The sequence below is a fragment of the Protofrankia sp. BMG5.30 genome, assembly GCF_001983005.1.
Lineage (GTDB): Bacteria > Actinomycetota > Actinomycetes > Frankiales > Frankiaceae > Protofrankia > Protofrankia coriariae.
Genome location: NZ_MOME01000011.1, coordinates 1 through 18,457 on the forward strand (window position 1 = coordinate 1; position 18,457 = coordinate 18,457).

Sequence of the window (18,457 nt, forward strand, 5' to 3'; positions counted from 1 at the left end):
ACGCACCGCCCGAGTGCATACGCCAAAAACCGCACTGAAACGATCAAGCAGATATTGATCTTGTCGGCGCCCGTTCTTATCTTAGCGGCATTGTGACCAGTAGAGGTGCTTCTTTACGATCTCCCGCACATCATCGATCGCCGGTGAGCCATCGACAACCCTCATGCGCGACACGAAGTTCCGTCGATGTGAAGAACTCAATGAAAGAAATTTAGACCTGGTAGATTCGGTGCCTTTGGCGCTGGATTTACGCGCGACATGTTCCAGGATGTTCAATGCGGCATCGATATCCAACGACTGCTCTCGAAGTGCGAAGACGGCGCTGCCGGGCTGAGTCTCCTGCGTTGTGACGAGCAGGAGGGCAGGACCGTCTGCATCCGCAGGATGGGATTCATCCATCCAAACCTGCAGTGTCCGCCAGAGATCATCCGCGTAGTCAGTTAGATGTTTTACTGCTGTCTGATGGTGTTTGATCTGCAATAGCTCCGTTGGCGATCCARCATCCTCCCACGCCACGTCGTCATACAATTCCAACGTGATAGAAGCGTCTGGTCGACTGGATCCCAGACGTAGCAACTCCTGGAGTGCCCACCATGTCTGGTGCTGGTAGCCCACCGCACTGGGGGCAGCGCTGTGCGATGCTGCGTTCACGACACATAGTCTGGCGCTTTGGAACGATCTTGTCGAGGGTCTGGCCACGTCGATATTGGCGAGGCGATCACCACTGATGAGAGCGGTGACGTGCGCTTGGCTCTAGGTCAGAGCAGGCGGTGTCGGAAGGCGCGAGACGCCGGCCACGCGACGCGCCGGCGAGCACGGCGCGCCAGCGCCGCGCGCAGCCGTCGCGCGGCGCGGTCCTTGATCCTAAACAGGTAGATTCGGCAAAGCAGCGAAGACCGGTACCCAGAGGAAAACGTCGGTCCTCTCCACCGGGCGGATGATGTTGGTCGGCAGAACAGTCACGCCGTACTCGTCGAGAAGCCGGATGCTGTGGTCGAACGCCGGATGCGCGGTCAGGGTCTCCTTGGCATAGGGGGCGACGACGACCGGCAGACGAAGCCCGATCGCCTCGTTGAGCACGCCCAAGGCGGCGTTGTCGCTGATCCCGGCCGCCCACTTGTTGACGGTGTTGAACGTGGCGGGCACGACCGCGACGGCATCAGCCGGTGCTGCTCGCGGCTCGTCCGGACGCCGGGGCCTGGCCAGCACCGGGTTCCCGCTCACCCGGGTCAGGGCATCGACGTCGAGCCAATCAGCGGCGGCCGGGGTGAGGATGACCCGCACCRACCATCCCAGGTTCTGGGCCTGGCGGACGAAGCCGTCGATCTGACGGGCGGGCGGTGCCGCGCACACCACCGTGTAGAGCACCGGCGAGCAGGCCTCGGTCGGCATCAGGCGGCGATACCAGCCCGGTCAGCCACCCCGCGCAGGACCGGGAACGTCGACCCGCAGGCCCGCCGCAGCATCGTGCCCACCACATCCCGGGCCTGGGCGTGGAACCGCAGGACCTGTGGCGCGAGACGTTCGATCTCCAACACGTGCACGGTGGCCGTGGCATCGTCCCGCAGCCGGGCGTGTGCGTCCGCGACGTCGACGTGGRCCTGTGCGCGTCGGCCCACCAACGACGACGGGAGCGCACTCGTGTCGATCCGGTTGCCGATCTCGACGGCGCCGGTCGGTGCGTCRCACGCCAGTGACACCCCCAGGGCGTGCAGCGCCACGTTCGTCGGCCCGAACCCGGACCACAACCGGTTACCGTCCCCGCCCAGCCGCTTCGCGTCCTCGGCCGCATAGGCGAGTCTCCGCCTGGCCTCGGCCCGGTCCCCTTGGTGTGCGGCGGTCATCGCCGCGAGCAGGAACAGCGCGCCCCGCGCGGACAGGACATCCGGGCTGTGGCCGTCACCCGTGCGGGTGAGCGTTTCGGCGGCTTGCAGGCTGATGCGTTCCGCGTCCTGCCATCGTCCGGTCTCGTGGAACACGCAGGCGATCTGCCGGTGGGCGGTGGCGGCGAGAGCGGGCGCGTGCGCGGTCAGGGCGGACTGTGCGGCCCGGTCCGCGCAGACCCAGGCAAGATCATGATCCTTTAGTTTGCTCGCGAGTTTCGCCGCCGCCAGGTAGGTGATCGACCGGGCGGTGTGCAGGTCTTCGGCGCGGGCGAACGCCGGAACGTCGACGGTCAGACCGTCGAGGTCGGTCACGGCACCGGGAAGCAGTGCCGCTGCCGCGTCGTACTCGGCTGCCTGGTAGCGGCGATGGGCCTCCCGGGCCRCACACGCCAGCTCCGTGACGCCCGTCGGAGTCGGCTCGTAGGCATGCCGCCATCCCGCCGGCGTGGTCACCGCGGCCCGCAGCCGATTGAGGATTTCCGGGTGTTCAGCGGAGGCGGTGGCAGCCCCGGCTGTCGTGCCGGGCACGGGTAGGGCTGCGGTGGCGCTGACGACCGCTGCCGCGCGGAGGAACTGTTGCCGGTCGACGTCCGTGCCTCCGTTCGCATTCCGTGCCGGGCGGTGGAAGCCGAGGTCCCGGTCGGTCTCAACCCGCAGGATCGCCCGCAACGCCTCCCGGTAACACCGCTGCGGCCAGCGGATGACCCCGCGTTCCAGCTTGCCGATGTAGTTCCCGTCCACCTCGGTGATACGACCATCCCGGTGGAACGTCCACCGGTTCACCCGCTCGGCCAGCTCCTGCCGCGACAGCGGCTCCCCCGGAATTTCGGCAGAACCGGTGCGCAGCCGGGCGGCGCGCAACTGCTCGTTCGGTGACACCGCAGACCGTCTCACAGCGTAAGCGTACAAGTGCGGACACGACCTGACGGGTCTTCGTACAGCGCGGGCGTGCGGACTTCCGATCCTCCCCCCGGTATCCCCCGAGTATCCCTCCGGGATCTCCCACGGTGAACGTCCCGACGGGGAGGCGAACGCGATGGACTTTCGGCAGCGGTTCCGGCCGGGCTGACAGCGGTCCCCCGGCGCGGTGCCGCACCTCGCTGGTTCCGGGCGGGTGCCTTCCCGGGCCACACACGGCCCGCCCGGAACCAGCCCTTCTTCTTCCCCGACCCGCGGAGGCGATACACGTGCACGACGAACAGGCGCTGTACGGGCTGGTCAGGTTCGACGGTGCGCACCAGCGGCAGGTCACGGGCATCGTGCTGGTCTTCGAAAGCGCCGCCGCGGCCGACCAGTTCGCCCGCACAGCGGGCATCGACGACTACGCGGTCGGCCCCGTGGAATTCCTCGCGACCACCACACCGGCCACCGTCCACCAGGCCGGAGCCAACCGGTGACCGCACAGAACCTCCCCCGGACCGCGGCGGCGCTGCGCGCCTACGCCCTCGCCGTCCTCGCCCGCGACGCCGCCTACGACCGCCACCCCCACGGCGACCCCGTCCTGCTCACCACCGACATGCGCCGCGGCCTGCACGCCGCCCTCACCACCACTCCCCCACCCCTGCACACCTCCGGACCAGCCACCACCCCCGGGGAACAGACCGCCTTCCACGCCGGTGTCCGGACCGCCCTGGACGCCGTCCACACCGCCATCGCCACCGCGCTCAGCCCCGACCAGCTCCGCAACCGCCAGCGCGTCCGCACCCGGCAGGCCTCCACCTCCCGGCCGGCCCGGACTTGYACCCCCACCCCACGGACCACCCCACCCGCCCTCGACCTACCCGGCGACGACACCCCGACCCCGCTGGGACTCGGCCCGCTCCTCGTCCTCGACGGCGACGGGACACTGCTCAGCCCCTTCGACCCGGACGCCTGGAACGCCTGCCACGCCTGGGCACACGCCCAGACCAGCCAGCCCGGCATCCGCCTGCCCGTCCAGATCGACGACCCCCGCAACCGCCAAACCTGGCAGATCACCCCCACCCGCTGCACCCACACCCTCTGGCTCCCCGACGATCACCCCAGCACCACCTACCCCTGCCCGCTGCTGCCCGACGCCCGGCCGGCGGACGGCTGAAGCACCCCGCCACCAGCCGCCGGCCGGTGGGGACGGTGTTTCGGCAACCACCCCCACCCACCGCAGGACAACCCGCAAACAATTCTGCGAAGATTCTTTTCCGTGAATGCTGGTAAGCAGTGGACACCAGCGGACGACTACGGACACCAACGGACGTCCATGGACATCATCACGACGATTCCGATGATCCGTACACGGGTATAGGAACGGGCATTCTGGACCGGTGACAGACGTTGTGCGGACGATGAACACCACCCGGGCGGAACGCATGCGTTTTCCGCTGGCCCGTCACGTCGTCGAAGCCGTTGCGGCGGAGAATGGAGTGTGCATTCGCCCGCTGGCGATACGCCGGGTTGATACCCACACCGAGGAAACAGCCGTGCTTCCCATGCCGTGCGGAGCCACCCTGGCATCGAAATGCCCGCCGTGCGCGGAACGGGCGCGGAAATTGCGGATGGCGCAGTGCAAGGCCGGCTGGCATCTCGACGATGAACCGTTGCCCGACCCGGACCCGCCTGGCGACGAGGCGAAAACCCTCGTCCAGCTACGGGCGGATCTCGAAGCCGTCCGCACCGACGCCGCCACCGGCCACGACGTGGATCAGGTCACCGAGGTGGACGATCTGATCTCACAGGTGGACGCGGCGTTGAACGATCTCGGCGTGCGCGGCAAGACCGCACCAGACACCCGGGACCGGCCCCGGCGGACCCGGTCGACCCGGCGGCGCCAGGACGCCCCCGACCTGCCCCGGCTGCCGGTCGACCGGCGCACAGTCGGGCGGACGTTCACCGCACCTGACGGGACGGTGTGGCGGCCGTCGATGTTCCTCACCCTTACCTGCGACTCCTACGGAAGGGTGACCTCCGACGGCACCCCAGTGGACCCGGACGGCTACGACTACCGGCGGGCGGCCCGCGACGCGATCCACTTCCCCAAGCTGCTCGACCGGTTCTGGCAGAACCTCCGCCGGGCGGTGGGCTACGACGTGCAGTATTTTGCCTGCCTGGAGCCGCAACGGCGTCTCGCCCCGCACCTGCACGCGGCCATGCGCGGCACGATCCCGCGGCTCCTGCTTCGCCAAGTGGCGGCGGCGACCTACCACCAGGTGTGGTGGCCCCCGTCCGACCGGCCGGTCTACAGCATCGATCGGCTGCCTGTCTGGGATGAGCAGGCCGGCGGCTACCACGACCCGGACTCGGGGGCTGCGCTACCGAGCTGGGATGAGGCGCTGGACGCGATCGGTGACGATGCCGAACCCGCGCACGTGGTCCGGTTCGGGGTGCAGGTCCGCGCGGACGGGGTGACCGCGAACAACGCCAACACCGGCCGGTTGATCGGCTACCTGACGAAGTATCTGACCAAGTCGTTGGACGCCTGCCACGCGGTGGACACCGACGCGCAGCGGGCGCATGTGGACCGGCTCGCCGACGCGCTGCGCTACGAACCGTGCTCGCCGGGCTGCGCGAACTGGCTGCTCTACGGGGTGCAGCCGAAGAATTCGCGGGCCGGGCTGGTGCCCGGACTTTGCAAGGGCAAGGTCCACCGGCGGGAAACCCTCGGCTTCGGCGGCCGGCGCGTGCTGGTCAGTCGGAAGTGGTCCGGCAAGACCCTCGCCGACCACAAAGAAGATCGGAAAACCTGGGTCCGGCAACAGCTCGCCGTGCTCGGCCACAGCGGCGACAGCGACCCCGTGGGCGGCTCGTCCGACCGTGTGGTCTGGCAGCTTCTCCGCCCCGGTGATCCGGCCACCCCGCGCCGGGAACACCTGCTGCTGCGCGCGGTCGCCGACCGGCACCGCTGGCGCGCCGAACTCGACGCGGCAAGGGCGACCCGCGGACATCCCGGCGCGGTTTCGGTAATCGATCCGAGCATGCCCGGTGCGGCCTGAGCCCTGCCCCGACGATCATCGGAGAGCGACCGTGCACAAGCTTCTTCTCACGACCACGGAAGCGGCCGAACTGCTCGGCGTCAGCCGCACCACCGTCTACGAACTCCTCAACACCGAACAGATCGAATCCGTCCGCATCGGGCGGGCACGGCGCATACCGCGGACGGCGCTCGTCACCTATGTCGATCGGCTCCGCGGGCTCTCCGGCGGGGAGGTAGCAGCGTGATCGCGGTCAGGTCCGGCCATCAGACGGCCGGCGTTCGGCAATCCAGGCTTCCACATCTTCGGTGTTCCAGATGTGACCGGCGGCCAGTGTGGCGGTCGGCTTCGGGAAAGTCGGGTCTTCCTTCAACAACTGGTTCACCCGCGTGCGGCCCACCCCGAGCCGTTTCGCGATCTCCGCCGCGCCCATGAGGTGATCCGACATAACCCGACACTACTGGACGACCGTCCAGAAGGCGCGTACCGTCGCCATCGACTGGACGACCGTCCAGTCCGTCAGGCGGTCCCGGTGGGTGCGCCAACACCGCACCGAGACCTTGATCCCGACCCTTCATACCAAGGGAGCGAGACCCGATGCCCATCATTCCGCCTGCCTACGGCCCGTGGCGCACCCCGTCCAGCCAACCGCCGTTCGTGACCGTTCAGCGGTCCCACTCCGGTGACTACGCGGTCACCGTCCGGCCGGGCGCCGACCCGGTCGACGTGAGCTCGGCGCTCGGCGCGGTACCGGTGGACACCGTGTTCACCGAAGCCTTCGGCGACATCGACATCACCCTGATCTTCCGGATCATCCCCGGCACACCGGCGCTGCTGCCAACGGGAATCGGGAACCCGCCAGTCATCCCGGCGATGCGCTGACCCGCGCGGTTCTTTCCTCCATTTCTTTCCCGATCCTCTGGTAGGCGCCTTTCCTGCCGGGGAGCCGGCCGGGTCCAGGGTCGGCGAAGCCGATCACGCAGTGACGCGTCAGCGCCCTGGACGCGGCCGGTTCCCCGGCAGACCCTCCCGCGCTCCAGAGGAGCGGGCCACCCGCGCCACACGACATGAGCACACGGCGTTTTCCGGCGCTTCTCCCGCCTCCTTTTCCTCTCCGTTTCGTTTTCCGGCAAGGAGTGATCTTTCGTGCTGCCTGAACCCGACGACGGACCGCGGACGGTGTCCGTGATCGCAGCTCTGCATGAGCATCTCGACCGCGCCAACCGTGGTCAGGGCCGCTGGTTCGAGGACTCGACCGGGCACGAGGTGTTCGCCTGCGACATGGGCGACAGCCGGTACGGCTGCCCCTGGTGCGACCGGATCGCCTGGCCGGACGGCAACCCGTTGGACGGTGCCTGATGGCGAAGAAACGGCGCCGGGGCAACGGCGAAGGCGCGATCTACAAGGGTTCTGACGGTCGTTGGCGTGCCACGGTGGATCTCGGCTGGGTAGGCGGGAAACGGCAACGCAAGTACCTGTCGGGCCGTACCCGCGCCGAGGTCGCGGACAGACTCCGCACCCTCCACCGCCAGCAGGAAGACGGCGTGAAAATCGTCATCGGTGACAAGCCGCTCACCGTTGAACAATGGCTGACGCACTGGGTCGACCACATAGCCCCGGGACGGGTCCGGCCGTCCACTCTCGCGACCTACCGCGGATACGTGCGGAACCGGATCACTCCGGTTCTCGGACGGCACCGCCTCGACCGGCTCGAACCCGAACACGTGGAGGCATGGCGAAACGGGCTCCTCGACGCTGGCCTGGCGGCGGCGACCGTGTTGCAGTGCTTCCGGATCTTAAGCCGGGCGCTCAAGGTCGCCGTCCAGCGGGGCAAGGTCACCCGCAACGTCTGCACCCTCGTCGACGCGCCGTCCGTCGACCGGGACGAGGTGCAGCCGTTGACCGCCGGGCAGGCGCGGCAGGTCCTCACCCTCGCGGTCACCCGGCCGAACGGGGCGCGCTGGTCGGTGGCGCTGGCACTCGGGCTGCGTCAGGGCGAAGCGCTCGGCCTGCCGTGGGACGCGGTCGACCTGGACGCCGGGACGTTGACCGTCCGACAGGCGCTGCAGCGCCGGCCCTGGCAACACGGCTGCGCGGACGACCCGTGCAAGCGGAAGCGGGGCGGGAACTGCCCGAAACGGCACGGCGGCGGGTTCGTCATCGTCCGGCCGAAAAGCCGCGCCGGCCGACGCACGATCACCCTTCCCTCTCCCCTGGTCACGGCGCTGCGCGCGCACCGGGAGCATCAGGACGCCGAACGGGACACCGCCGGGGATCTCTGGAAGAACGAACACGGGCTGGTGTTCACCCGGCCGGACGGGCACCCGATCGACCCGGCGGCGGACTGGCGGGAATGGAAAGCCCTTGCCAAGGATGCCGGCGTGGCTGCCGCACGCCTGCACGACGCCCGTCACACCGCGGCGAGCCTCCTGCTCGCCCAGGGCGTGCCCGCCCGGGTCGCCATGGAAATCCTCGGCCACTCACAGATCGGCCTGACGCTCGGGACCTACAGCCACGTAGCGCCCGAACTGCGCACCGACGCGGCGACACGAATGGGCGAGGCGCTGTGGGGCTCCGACAACACACCGACTGCCGGCGAACCCGGGAACAGCGACTCAGCGAACGGCGAGCAGGCGGACGACCGGGAGGCCGACGAAGGAGACCAGACACCGACATGACACTTTGGCTGCCAACGTGGCTGCCAGGACAGATCAGAGTTGCCGGGCGAAGCCCGGCACCGGGGGTCCGGGGGTCGCCCCCGGGCAGACATAACGGCTGGTGGCGAAGCTGATCGCAGATCAGCGAGCAGCCGAAGGGAGCGCGTGGGGCGGGTGGGACTCGAACCCACGACCGACGGATTATGAGTCCGCTGCTCTGACCGACTGAGCTACCGCCCCCTGATCGTCCCACCTTCCGGGCCAAGCTGTCCCGTCTACTGTCCCATCTAGTGGAACACGCTTGCCCTGGGTGGTGGGACGTGCTGACCGGCCGAGCATATCGCCGCCGTGCAACCAGAGGAGATCGTCGCGTCCGGACGAGGCCGTCGGTCTCTGGTAGTAGCTCGGAGGAGTCCGACGACTACGGAAGAGACAGGCAGCGTAGGCCGGAGCGGGCCGGTCGATGCCGTATCGAGGTCACCGGACGGGTCTGGTCAGGTGCCCGGGTAGCGGTCGAACCAGGCCGGGGTCGCCTCTCCCCAGCTGTCGGAGATCTCGGGGGCGCCGGACATCTCCAGGACGAAATCGTCGGCGATCTGGCGGACGAGGGTGTGGCCTTCGAGTTCGGCGAGCCGGTCCGTGGGCAGGGCGCCCTCGCCGAGCATGGTGCCGACGATGTTCCCGCAGATCGCGCCGGTGGAGTCGCTGTCCCCGGAGTGGTTCACCGCGGCGAGCAGCGCCGCCCACGGATCCGCCGGCGCCGCCGCGGCGCAGTGGACGGCGATGGCCAGCGCTTCTTCTGCCACCCAGCCGGCGCCGAGGAACTCCACTCGCTCCGGGGTCGGCGCGCCGTCGGCTGCCACTGCCAGCGCGGTGCGCAGAGCGGCGGCGACCTCACCGCCGTCCCGTTCGGACGCGAGCCGGCCGAGAGCCGACTCCACCGCCGCGACAAGGGTGTGGCCATCGGCCACCACATTGATGATCCAGGCGAACGCCGCCGCCGCGAGATAGCCGGAGGGATGGCCGTGGGTGAGTACGGCGCATTCGGCGGCGAGCGTCCACGCGGCTTCCGGGCTCGTCGGCAGCAGCCCGAACGGCGCCGAACGCATGACCGCGCCGCACCCTTTGCTGGTCGGGTTCGCGGGACGCGCGGGTGTCCCCATCCGCGGCATCCGCAGCCCGGACAGGCACGCGTTGCCGGGGGCGCGCCGCGCGTACAGCAGCGGCTGACCGGCCAGCCAGCCGTCACTGTCCGTATCGGATGGCGGCCCGGGGTGCTCCTGGGTCGCCAGCCAACGCTGGTATGCCCGCCACAGCACCGTCGGGCGATGGCAGATCCCCTTGGACCGGCCGCGGACCGACGCCCGGATGAGCCCTTCGKCGGTGAACAGCGTCATCTGCGTGTCGTCGGTGATCGGCGCGTCTACGCCGTAGGCCGCCGTCAGGCCGCGCACCCCGGCCGGCCCGTGGACGCGCCGGATCTCGTCCAACGACAGGAACTCGACACCGGCTCCGAGGGCGTCCCCCAGCGCCCCGCCGAGCAGGCAGCCACGTACCCGGTCCCGACAGGAAATCCCGGAATTCTGCCCCAGGGCCACTGTGCGCTCCTTCGCTCGGTCGCTCATTTCTGACATGCTCCTCGTATTCGTCGACATGGTTTTTCCGCAATATTTGTCCGTGACGCATGAATCACCGCGGGTGGCCGGCGGGCAGACAGCGGGCGGACGGCGGTAGAGTGCTGGCGTGCGGCGGCCTGTGAATGGTGGAAGCCGGTGAACGGCGGCGGCCGGTGAACCGGGCGGTCGAGGAGAACAACCGTCGGCTGCTGCGGGCCCGTGACGCCATGGACCGCGACTACGCGAAACCGCTCGACATCCCCACGCTGGCGCGGATCGCGTTCGTCTCACCGGCGCATTTCATCCGGGCTTTCCGCGGCACCTTCGGCGAGACACCGCACCGCTACCTGCAGCGGCGTCGGGTCGAGCGGGCGATGGCGCTGCTGCGGGAGACCGACCGCAGCGTGACCGACATCTGCTTCGACGTCGGCTTCACCAGCCTCGGCACCTTCAGCCGGACGTTCCACACCGTCGTCGGCGAGTCACCGTCCTCGTACCGGCGGCGGACGAGGACGGCGCCGGCCCCACCACCGGTACCGACCTGCTTCGGGATGGCGTGGCTGCGACCGAGCAGCCTCGGAGAACGACCGAGCAGTTTCGGAGAAGCGGACCGGGGCGGACCTCCGTAGCGTTGCCGGCATGTTCAACGCCATCACACACTCGTCCRTCTACGTCCTCGACCAGGACCAAGCGGTGGACTTCTACGTCGGCAAGCTCGGGCTGGAGATCACCGCCGATGTGGATCTCGGTTTCATGCGCTGGCTGACGGTCAGCGTCCCCGGCCACCCCGAGCGCGAGATCCTGCTGGAGAAGCCCGGCCCGCCGGCCATGAGCGAGCAGACCGCCGCMCAGGTGCGCGACCTGGTGACCAAGGGCGCGATGGGCCTCGGCTTCATCCTGCGCACCGACGACTGCCGCAGGACCTACGAGGAGCTCAGGGCCCGCGGCGTCGAGTTCACCCAGGAGCCGACCGAGCAGCCCTACGGCATCGACTGCGGGCTGCGCGACCCCTTCGGCAACCACATCCGCATCGGGCAGCCGGCCGCCCAACCCAGCGAGATCACCGACGAGGTACGCGAGCGCTGGCTGGCGGAGACGCCGGCGGACCGCTGACACCGGATGTGACGCCAAGGGAGATCTTGCCGCGGTTACGCGGCCCATGAGAGATCTCGCCGCGGTTACGCGGCCCGTAGGAGATCTTGTCGCGGCTGCGCGGCCCGTAGGAGAGCAGGGTCACCGGGGCGCCGAGCGCCTCCCCTACCAGCCCGGGCCAGGTGGCGGCGCCCGGGACGGGTTCGAGGACGGGCCGCGCCCGCGCCAGCCGGCTGGTCAGCCGCGCCTGGCCCACCAGGTCGCCGGGCGGCCGCGGTGCCAGCCGGGTGACCGGCACACCGTCGATCTCGTAGGCGCGGCAGATAGCGGGACGCCGCCGGGCTGCCATGTCAAGACGGGCGGCCCGGTCGAGCCGGGCGGCCACGTCGAGGTGGGTCAGCGCGACCGCGTCCACCCCGCCGGCGACGTCGACGGCGTACCGGTGCGCCACCGCGTCGAAGTGGCCCACCCGGAAGGCGCCCTGCCAGGGGCCGGTGCCGTTGTGGACGTCGGGCTGCGCGGCGGTCAGCTCCGCGTCCTCGGTGACCAGGGGGCCGGCGCCGTGCCGGGTGGTGTAGGCGCGCACCACCCCCAGCCGCAACGCCTCCCCCGCCATCCCCGCGTCCGCGAGCAGCTTGTCGGCGTTCGCGGGGGTGGTCGTCGACCAGGTGGTGTAGGGATGAAAACCGTGCCACTCGTCGAGGAGCACACCCTGGGCACCCTCGAACACCACCGGCCCGCCGCGCAGCAGCCGGCCGACGTACCCGTCGTCCACGAGCTCGACGGCGTCGGCGAAGGCGCGGAAGGCCGCCACGCAGTCGTCGACCGCGGGCGCGGCCACGGCCGGGAGGCCCAGCTCGTCGGCCAGCCGGTCACGCAACGTCGTCAGGACGCGGCGTAGCCGGGCGGGGGCGAGGCAGTCCCCGGCCCGGGGGCTGTCCTCGGGATGGGCCAGGGCGTAGGCGGCGGTCTCGCCTATGCCCATGCCGCACGAGCCGTGCCGGGCCGGCACCCGCGCCCGCTCGCGGGCCCGGTTCGCCGCCACGTGGTACGGGGTGGTGAGCAGGGCGTCCCGGTGGACGGTCAGCCGGGCGAGCGGGCCGGGCACCCCGACCGCCTCGAGATGATCGGCCTCGGCGGCCAGCGCGAGTGGGTCGACGAGCATGTGGCGGGACAGGTGGGTGGCGGTGCCCGCGGTGAACGCCCCCGAGCCGATCTGCGCGAAGGTGTGGTGCCGGCCGTCGTCGGTGACCACGTTGTGGGCTGCCTGGGCGCCGCCGTTGAAACGGATCACCGCGTGTACCGGCCGGCCCCGCGCGGCCGCCCGCGCGCACAGATGGTCGACGACTGTTCCCTTGCCCGCGTCACCGAACCCGAGATCGACGACGATGACATGGCGCTGTGGGGCGTGACGGTGCGGCACGGCGACGTTTCTCCCTCCAGCTCGCGGTGGGCGCCCTACAGCCGGGTGATCCCCTTCGGGCCGTCGTCGAGGCCTGGCAGGCCGTCGGAGACGACCACCGCCCCGCGGTCCCGCGCGTATGCGGTGAGCGCCTTGCCGACAGCGTCGACAGGTGCGTCGCCGCCGGTCTCGCGCAGGTGCCCCAGGCCCTCGTCCAGGTCGATGGCGTCCTCGGCCAGGCCGATGGTGAGCGCGATCGTCTCGCACACGGCGTCAAGGTCGTCCAGTTCGATGACGTTCTGCCCCAGCAGGGCGCGCCAGGCGGTGAGCACCTCGGTGTCCCCGGCGTGCGAGGCTCCCTGCGGGAGGATGTAGTACACCTCGTAACTGCGCTGCGCCTCGGCGACGATGTGCTCGACCGGAATGTCCTCGGCCAGTTTGTCGCCGATGACCGCGGCGACCTCCCGGCGCTTGACCCGCCGGTAGGGCATCTCGTCACCGATGAGGAAGAGATAGCCGCGCTTGCCACGCCTGTCGTAGCAGTCGATCGAGGTGTGGCGGGCCATGAAGTACAGGGCCAGTTCGTAGGATTCGGTTTTCTGCCCGCCGCCACCGCTTTCGATGAAGATGTTGCCGAGATGGTCGTCCATCCGGTTGTCGGACTCGAACTGGCCGATCTGCAGGGGCACCCGGTCGCAGGTGGCGTCGCCGACCGCGCCGAAGAGGATCTGCGGGTCGTCGACGTATCCCTTGCGGATGAGCAGGCCGAGCAGGTCGGGCAGCTTGCTCTGCAGGGTGCGCGGCACCTTCCCCATCGAGCCGGTCACGTCGAACAGGACGCCGATGGCCAGCGAGGTCGGGTGCTCGTCGCTGTCGCGGCTCTCGCGCGTCCCGACGCCGTGCGGGTCGAGGCCGGGGTGGGCTTTCCAGCTGTCGCGTGGGCTGCTGTGACGGACGCTGTCGCTGTAGTGGAAAGCGCTGCGGCCACTGCTCTTCCGGTAGCTCGCGGCCGCGGCGTAGACGTCGGTGGACCAGGCTCCGCTGCCCATGGGATTCCTCCGGTTCGTGTTCGAGTGCGGATTCGAGACTGTTGCTGGGCCTGTGACCGGCGATTTCAGGGAGGCCCGTCGGTGTCGTGGGGTGCGGCCGGGACATGCAGCGGCCGGAAGCGGCGCGGGCCGTAGAGCCGTTCCAGCAGTTCGTCGAACTCGCCGAGCAGACGCCAGGCGTCGCGCGGCCGGCGGGACATGGCGGGCAGGGTGCACCCGCGGGCGAACCGCAGGATCGGGCGGGGGACGTCGTCACGCAGCAGGTACGTCATGCACTTCGTCGCCAGGTGGATGTCGGTGGCCGCGCTCGGTGGCTGCCGGGCCGCGACCTCCGGCGGGTACATGTCGGCGAAGCGGTCCACCATCGCCGGCACATGCCCACCCGCGCCACCGGCACCACCCGGGCCGTCCGGGGCGGTGATGACCGAGTAGCACCAGTCGACGAGGACCAGGCCGTGGTCGTCGGGGTGGATGAGCACGTGGTCGGGCACGACGGCGCCGTGTACGACCCCGGCCTGGTGGGCGTACCCGAGAGCGACGAGCAGCCGCCGCCACATCCACGCGACGTCGCAGGCGTCGAGCCCGTCCGGACACACGGCACGCAGTTCGGCCAGCGAGCGGAAGCCGTGGGCGCGCTCGATGACGTTCACCCGGCGTAACTCGCCGCCGACGCTGTCGCGGTGTCGGAAGGTCTCGACGAGACGGGGGACGTAGGCGGCGAACCGCTTCTCCCCCCTGCCGGCCAGCTGTCGCAGCGCCGCGGCCTCGCGTTCCATCAGGTCGTTGTCGGTGGCCGACCGCGGGATCTTCAACAGCGCGCCGGCCACCGCGCCATCGCCGCCCCCGGTACCGCCAACACCGCCAGCCGTGTACGTGACCTCGCTCAGGGTGGCGATGTCACCGCGGGTATACACCCCACCGACCGTGTAGACGTACTTGCTGGTGATGACGACAGCCTGGCCGCTCGCCGCCCCGCCGGCGATCTCCCGCTGGTACCGCTCCCACAGGCGGCCCAGACGGGTGAAGGCGGCCTGGGCGTCCAGCCGCCGGTCGGCCGGGACCGCGTCGGGATGGACCATGCGGGCCAGCCGCCGGTAGGCGCGGCGGGCGGCGCGTAAGTCCGCCCCCGAGGCGTCCCCGCCCCGCCCGAACAGCGCTGACGGGCCGCTGGCACGCAGGATGAGCCGCACGGCTTCGTCGATCGTGGTCGGGATGGGCGGCGGCAGCGAGTCTGGCGCGCCCGACGGCCGGGACGAACCCGTGAAGTCCGCTGTCATGCGTCCCGCTCCCGGGTGGGGCGCAGCAGCGCGGGGTGCAGCAGGCCGGCGGTGCCGGCGCGGTAGAGCCGGGCGCGGCGTCCACCCCGGGCACCACCACGGGCGGTGGTGTCACCGGTGTCCTCGACGAGACCGGGCACGGACAGCACCTTCCGGTGGAAGTTCCCGGGATGCAGGGGCTGCCCCCACACGGCCTCGTAGACCTCTCGCAGTTCGGTGATGGTGAACCGCTCACCGGCGAACGCGGTCGCCAACGGCGTGTACTCGAGTTTGGCGCGGGCCCGCTCAAGGCCGTCGGCGAGGATGCGGGTGTGGTCGAACGCCAGTCCGGGCGGGTCGATCACGGCGACCGCGTCGACCGGGACCCAGGCGGCCGCGCGGGCGTCCCCACCCGCGGTGGGATCGGGCAGGTCCGGCGCGAAGGCCAGGTAGGCGACGGAGACGACGCGCATGCGCGGGTCACGCCCGGGCGTGCCGTAGGTGCCGAGCTGCTCGAGGTGAACCCGTCCCAGGTCATGCGAGACGGGGACGGTGRCGGTGGCGGTGGCATCCGACGCGGCGAGCCCGGTCTCCTCCGCCAGTTCGCGGACGGCGGCCTGCGGCAGGTCCTCCTCGTGCCGGGTGCCGTCCGCGGCGGTGTGGGCACGGACGAAACCGCCGGGCAGGGACCAACGGCCCGCGTACGGCATCTCCCCGCGACGCACCAGCAGGACGTGCAGAGCGTGCCGGCCCAGCGGCCCATCGGCTCCCAGCACACCCGACCTGTCACGAATCGTGAAAGCGACCACGTCGACGGTGACCGCGATCGGGTCGTAGGCCCGCGGATCGTACGAGGCAAGCTGGCTCCGCTCCGCCGCCGGGACCTCCCGCTCCGCCCGCACCGACGGGCCCGTGGACTCCACCACCCCCATCGACCGCTCCTCTCCGGACGCCGGCATCCCGACACAAGTTTTTCTCATCTAGAGAATTTCTCGGTTCGAGGAGAACGTACTGGACGCCGGCACGGGGCGCAAGAGGGCAAACCAGGGAAGGGTGAGCATCYGGGACGCGGGCCGCCGATCATCCGCGGACGAGCGGTACCGGCGAGCAGGCCGGAGACGAGCGGCTGGTCGTCCACGGGCGGGTACCTGCCGGGCCGGGGAGGCCGGGCGGGCCGGGCGGCAGCGTCCCGGGCCAGGCCACGGCGTCGGCTCTGATCCGCGGCATCCCCGTCAGGGCCGGCGAGAACCGGGAAAGCCAGACCGGAGGCAGCGCGAGAAATTACTGCCGCGCTGCCTCCGGCCGACCGGCGAAGCTGTTCTGTGCGGAAACGGTGTTAACGATGTCCCGTTTGGAGATCAGGTGGCGGAAGCGAGCTGGAAACGGACTCCGGTGAGTTCTTCGGAGAGACTCCAGAGGCGTTCCGCGGTGGCATGGTCCAGGGCGCCTTTGACGGGCTGGACGACCGTGGGAGAGCCCTTGGCCGCGCCACGTACCGCGGGGCCGATGAACCGACCGCTTTTGGCGTCCGGATGGGTGGCCGCGTACAACTGGCTCAACGCTCCGGTCTCGGCGTCCGTGGCGAGGAATCTGTTGGTGAGTTTCAGTATCCGATTGAGCAGGCCGGTCGGCCCGGTGGACTGCAGGTTCGTGGCCGCATAGCCCGGGTGGGACAGGAGGCTTCGTACCGACGCCCTGCCCACCCGCAGCCGGCGGTCCAGTTCCAGGCCGAAGAGAATGTTGGCGAATTTCGACTGGGCATAGAACTTGAACGGTATRTACCGGCGCCCGCCGTCGAGGTTGTCCCAGTGGATGGAGCCGTGTCGGTGCAGGGCGGAACTGACTGTCACGACACGCCCGTCCCCGCTGGCCGTCAGGGTGTCCAGGAGCAGCCCGGTGAGCGCGAAGTGCCCGAGGTGGTTGACACCGAACTGCAGCTCGAAGCCCTGCGCGGTGAGTGACCGCGGCGGCATCATGATCCCCGCGTTGTTGACCAGTACGTCGACGCGCGTCCCGTCCGCGATGACGCCCTYGGCAAAGGCGCTGACCGAATCCAGGTCCGAAAGGTCGAGACGGCGTACCTCCAGACGCGCCTCCGGCTGCTCCGCGCGCAGTTTCTCCACCGCCTGGGCGCCCCTGGCCTCGTYGCGCACGGCCAGGATGACATGTGCGCCGCGGCGGGCCAGCTCACGGGTGGTCACGTAACCGAGCCCGCTGTTGGCTCCGGTCACGATGAAGGTCCGGCCGCTCTGGTCGGGAATGTCGTCGGCGGTCCAACGGTCCATGACTATTCCACGCTCCGGTGTTCTCGTTTAATGATCTATCTGTACTTGTACCGGCTGCCGAGAAGCCGGGCACTGCCAACCCAACAACAGTTCGCTCCCAGCGGCAACCAAACGCACCAGGGAAATCGATGTTGTATTGCGGCCCACATTCAGGACCCGACAATCGACGAAGAAGCGGGTTCGCCGGCGGCGGAAGCCGACCCGTCGCGGCCGACCGTGGAGGCGCTGATGAAGATCGAAAATTCGGCGCGTCCGACGGGAGCAGGTACGGGATCAAGAACGCGTAGAGACTACTCCTGGTGATCGGGCGGCGGCCGCGAGACGCCACCCGGACAACAATCCGGCACCAGCCATCCCATACGGCCTGCGCGGGGCGGCTCCGCCCCCGCGGCTCGCGGACGAGGATGCTCGCGTCTTCGAGCACGGGCAGTGACGTGCCGGCAGGCGGCTCTCCTCCGGTCTCTTCCGGACGACGCGGGGGTGAATTCCCCGTCAATTCCGTGAAAGAACCCGGCGAACCGTGGCCGGCCGCCACCGGTGCCCGCCCCACCGCCCATCCGGGCCCGCCTTCGGCCGATAGTGCCGCGCGATTCCTGGTAACCTGCTCACCGGCGTCAACCAGAAAAGGCGACCAGGGCGACGGGAACGGGGAGATTTCAGGATGCCAACCGCCGACACCGCCGGTGACGTACCCGTCGATATCGATATCCCCCGCCCGCCGGGGGAGTTTCCGGCCGACGAGCATCCCGGTGAGGCGGTCGAGGTCCCCTGGTCGGCGGTGGCGGACTACCGCTGTTTCGGCTGCTCGCCACACAACGAGCGGGGCCTGCAGCTACGGCTGCGGACCCATCCGGAGGGGATACAGGCCCGCTTCCGTTTCGGGCGGGCCCACGAGTCGTACCCGGGGGTCGTGCACGGCGGCCTGACCGGGGTGGTGTGCGACGAGGTCATGGGCAACCTGATCGTGCTGCGGACCGGCCTGACGGCGTTCACCACCACCATGAAGGTGCGCTACATCCTGCCGTTGCTCGTCGGGACGACCTATGACTGCGTGGCCCGGATCCGCACCGAGGACGAGGGCAGGCCCGCTCGCCGGCTCGTCCACGCCAGCGCCGAAGTCCTCAGCCTGAACGGCGACGCGATGGCCACGGCCACGGCCAGCTACCAACTGGTCAGCATCCAGGCGGCGCGCCGGCACCTCGCCCTCGACGACGCCGACACCGAGCGGCTGCGCGCCGTCATGTCCGAGCACCAGAACGGGTAGTCACCA

Annotated in this window: 20 protein-coding genes and 1 tRNA gene; 10 read left to right on the forward strand and 11 right to left on the reverse strand. The window is 70.0% G+C overall.

The features are described from left to right. Positions 1-81 precede the first annotated feature (81 nt). From BL254_RS25795 to BL254_RS06765, 3 genes are all read right to left on the reverse strand, one after another. Complete coding sequence (locus tag BL254_RS25795) at positions 82-651, reverse strand: hypothetical protein (RefSeq protein WP_175648311.1); 570 nt, start codon at positions 649-651, stop codon at positions 82-84. Positions 652-864: 213 nt separating this feature from the next. After that, positions 865-1,392 (reverse strand): flavoprotein, encoded by a 528-nt coding sequence (locus tag BL254_RS06760; RefSeq protein WP_076842833.1) that lies wholly within the window; start codon positions 1,390-1,392, stop codon positions 865-867. Next, entirely contained in the window at positions 1,392-2,765 is a 1,374-nt protein-coding gene (locus BL254_RS06765; protein ID WP_076842834.1) for a hypothetical protein, read from the reverse strand. Before BL254_RS06765 ends, BL254_RS06760 begins: the two co-directional genes overlap by 1 nt. Before the next feature lie 308 nt (positions 2,766-3,073). Between BL254_RS06765 and BL254_RS06770 the strand changes: the two genes are divergently transcribed. The 4 genes from BL254_RS06770 (at position 3,074) to BL254_RS06785 (ending at position 6,077) form a co-directional block, all read left to right on the forward strand. After that, a complete protein-coding gene (locus BL254_RS06770) occupies positions 3,074-3,283 on the forward strand; it encodes a hypothetical protein (RefSeq protein WP_047221450.1) in 210 nt (69 codons plus the stop codon). Next, positions 3,280-3,963: a hypothetical protein gene (locus tag BL254_RS06775; RefSeq protein ID WP_052914229.1), complete on the forward strand. Its 684-nt coding sequence runs from the start codon at positions 3,280-3,282 to the stop codon at positions 3,961-3,963. The genes BL254_RS06770 and BL254_RS06775 overlap by 4 nt, the downstream gene beginning before the upstream one ends. A gap of 244 nt (positions 3,964-4,207) precedes the next feature. Then, positions 4,208-5,851, forward strand: a complete 1,644-nt coding sequence (locus tag BL254_RS06780; protein WP_076842915.1) for a replication initiator — start codon at positions 4,208-4,210, stop codon at positions 5,849-5,851. Between the two features lie 31 nt (positions 5,852-5,882). After that, positions 5,883-6,077, forward strand: a complete 195-nt coding sequence (locus BL254_RS06785) for a helix-turn-helix domain-containing protein (RefSeq protein WP_047221449.1) — start codon at positions 5,883-5,885, stop codon at positions 6,075-6,077. 6 nt (positions 6,078-6,083) lie between these two features. Here the strand turns inward: BL254_RS06785 and BL254_RS06790 are convergent, their stop codons facing one another. Then, the gene (locus BL254_RS06790) at positions 6,084-6,263 is read right to left on the reverse strand and encodes an AlpA family transcriptional regulator (RefSeq protein WP_047221503.1); all 180 of its coding nucleotides are present in this window, start codon (positions 6,261-6,263) and stop codon (positions 6,084-6,086) included. 164 nt (positions 6,264-6,427) lie between these two features. Between BL254_RS06790 and BL254_RS06795 the strand changes: the two genes are divergently transcribed. From BL254_RS06795 to BL254_RS06805, 3 genes are all read left to right on the forward strand, one after another. Beyond that, positions 6,428-6,712: a hypothetical protein gene (locus tag BL254_RS06795; protein ID WP_047221448.1), complete on the forward strand. Its 285-nt coding sequence runs from the start codon at positions 6,428-6,430 to the stop codon at positions 6,710-6,712. Positions 6,713-6,979: 267 nt separating this feature from the next. Next, entirely contained in the window at positions 6,980-7,189 is a 210-nt protein-coding gene (locus BL254_RS06800) for a hypothetical protein (protein ID WP_047221502.1), read from the forward strand. Further along, complete coding sequence (locus tag BL254_RS06805) at positions 7,189-8,508, forward strand: site-specific integrase (RefSeq protein WP_047221447.1); 1,320 nt, start codon at positions 7,189-7,191, stop codon at positions 8,506-8,508. Before BL254_RS06800 ends, BL254_RS06805 begins: the two co-directional genes overlap by 1 nt. A gap of 145 nt (positions 8,509-8,653) precedes the next feature. On the opposite strand, the gene BL254_RS06810 is transcribed toward BL254_RS06805, so the two are convergent. Both BL254_RS06810 and BL254_RS06815 read right to left on the reverse strand, forming a co-directional pair. After that, positions 8,654-8,727 (reverse strand) — tRNA-Ile (locus tag BL254_RS06810). 254 nt (positions 8,728-8,981) lie between these two features. After that, positions 8,982-10,112, reverse strand: a complete 1,131-nt coding sequence (locus tag BL254_RS06815) for an ADP-ribosylglycohydrolase family protein (RefSeq protein WP_076842835.1) — start codon at positions 10,110-10,112, stop codon at positions 8,982-8,984. Between the two features lie 164 nt (positions 10,113-10,276). Here BL254_RS06815 and BL254_RS06820 point away from each other — a divergent pair, with 164 nt between their 5' ends. Both BL254_RS06820 and BL254_RS06825 read left to right on the forward strand, forming a co-directional pair. Beyond that, a complete protein-coding gene (locus BL254_RS06820; protein ID WP_175648316.1) occupies positions 10,277-10,732 on the forward strand; it encodes a helix-turn-helix domain-containing protein in 456 nt (151 codons plus the stop codon). 10 nt (positions 10,733-10,742) lie between these two features. Then, the gene (locus BL254_RS06825; RefSeq protein WP_076842836.1) at positions 10,743-11,216 is read left to right on the forward strand and encodes a VOC family protein; all 474 of its coding nucleotides are present in this window, start codon (positions 10,743-10,745) and stop codon (positions 11,214-11,216) included. Here the strand turns inward: BL254_RS06825 and BL254_RS06830 are convergent. From BL254_RS06830 to BL254_RS06850, 5 genes are all read right to left on the reverse strand, one after another. Beyond that, positions 11,164-12,618, reverse strand: coding sequence for an adenylosuccinate synthetase (locus BL254_RS06830; protein WP_047221443.1), 1,455 nt, complete (start codon positions 12,616-12,618; stop codon positions 11,164-11,166). The two genes, BL254_RS06825 and BL254_RS06830, sit on opposite strands and share 53 nt — an antisense overlap. A gap of 35 nt (positions 12,619-12,653) precedes the next feature. Beyond that, positions 12,654-13,646, reverse strand: a complete 993-nt coding sequence (locus BL254_RS06835; RefSeq protein WP_047221442.1) for a hypothetical protein — start codon at positions 13,644-13,646, stop codon at positions 12,654-12,656. A gap of 65 nt (positions 13,647-13,711) precedes the next feature. Continuing rightward, positions 13,712-14,923 (reverse strand): serine/threonine-protein kinase, encoded by a 1,212-nt coding sequence (locus tag BL254_RS06840; RefSeq protein ID WP_076842837.1) that lies wholly within the window; start codon positions 14,921-14,923, stop codon positions 13,712-13,714. Then, positions 14,920-15,834 (reverse strand): NUDIX domain-containing protein, encoded by a 915-nt coding sequence (locus BL254_RS06845; protein ID WP_076842916.1) that lies wholly within the window; start codon positions 15,832-15,834, stop codon positions 14,920-14,922. Before BL254_RS06845 ends, BL254_RS06840 begins: the two co-directional genes overlap by 4 nt. Before the next feature lie 426 nt (positions 15,835-16,260). Beyond that, complete coding sequence (locus BL254_RS06850; RefSeq protein ID WP_076842838.1) at positions 16,261-17,187, reverse strand: oxidoreductase; 927 nt, start codon at positions 17,185-17,187, stop codon at positions 16,261-16,263. Positions 17,188-17,848: 661 nt separating this feature from the next. On the opposite strand from BL254_RS06850, the gene BL254_RS06855 reads away from it, so the two are divergent. Beyond that, on the forward strand, positions 17,849-18,451 hold the full coding sequence (locus BL254_RS06855; RefSeq protein WP_052914227.1) for a PaaI family thioesterase: 603 nt from the start codon (positions 17,849-17,851) through the stop codon (positions 18,449-18,451). Positions 18,452-18,457: the final 6 nt, after the last annotated feature.

Bases quoted from the DNA above. Each gene is read 5' to 3' on its own strand.
- BL254_RS06795 (WP_047221448.1), top strand. From the start codon at position 6,428: ATGCCCATCATTCCGCCTGCCTACGGCCCGTGGCGCACCCCGTCCAGC.
- BL254_RS06790 (WP_047221503.1), bottom strand. From the start codon at position 6,263: ATGGGCGCGGCGGAGATCGCGAAACGGCTCGGGGTGGGCCGCACGCGG.
- BL254_RS06855 (WP_052914227.1), top strand. From the start codon at position 17,849: ATGCCAACCGCCGACACCGCCGGTGACGTACCCGTCGATATCGATATC.
- BL254_RS06805 (WP_047221447.1), top strand. From the start codon at position 7,189: ATGGCGAAGAAACGGCGCCGGGGCAACGGCGAAGGCGCGATCTACAAG.
- BL254_RS06780 (WP_076842915.1), top strand. From the start codon at position 4,208: ATGAACACCACCCGGGCGGAACGCATGCGTTTTCCGCTGGCCCGTCAC.
- BL254_RS06840 (WP_076842837.1), bottom strand. From the start codon at position 14,923: ATGACAGCGGACTTCACGGGTTCGTCCCGGCCGTCGGGCGCGCCAGAC.
- BL254_RS06835 (WP_047221442.1), bottom strand. From the start codon at position 13,646: ATGGGCAGCGGAGCCTGGTCCACCGACGTCTACGCCGCGGCCGCGAGC.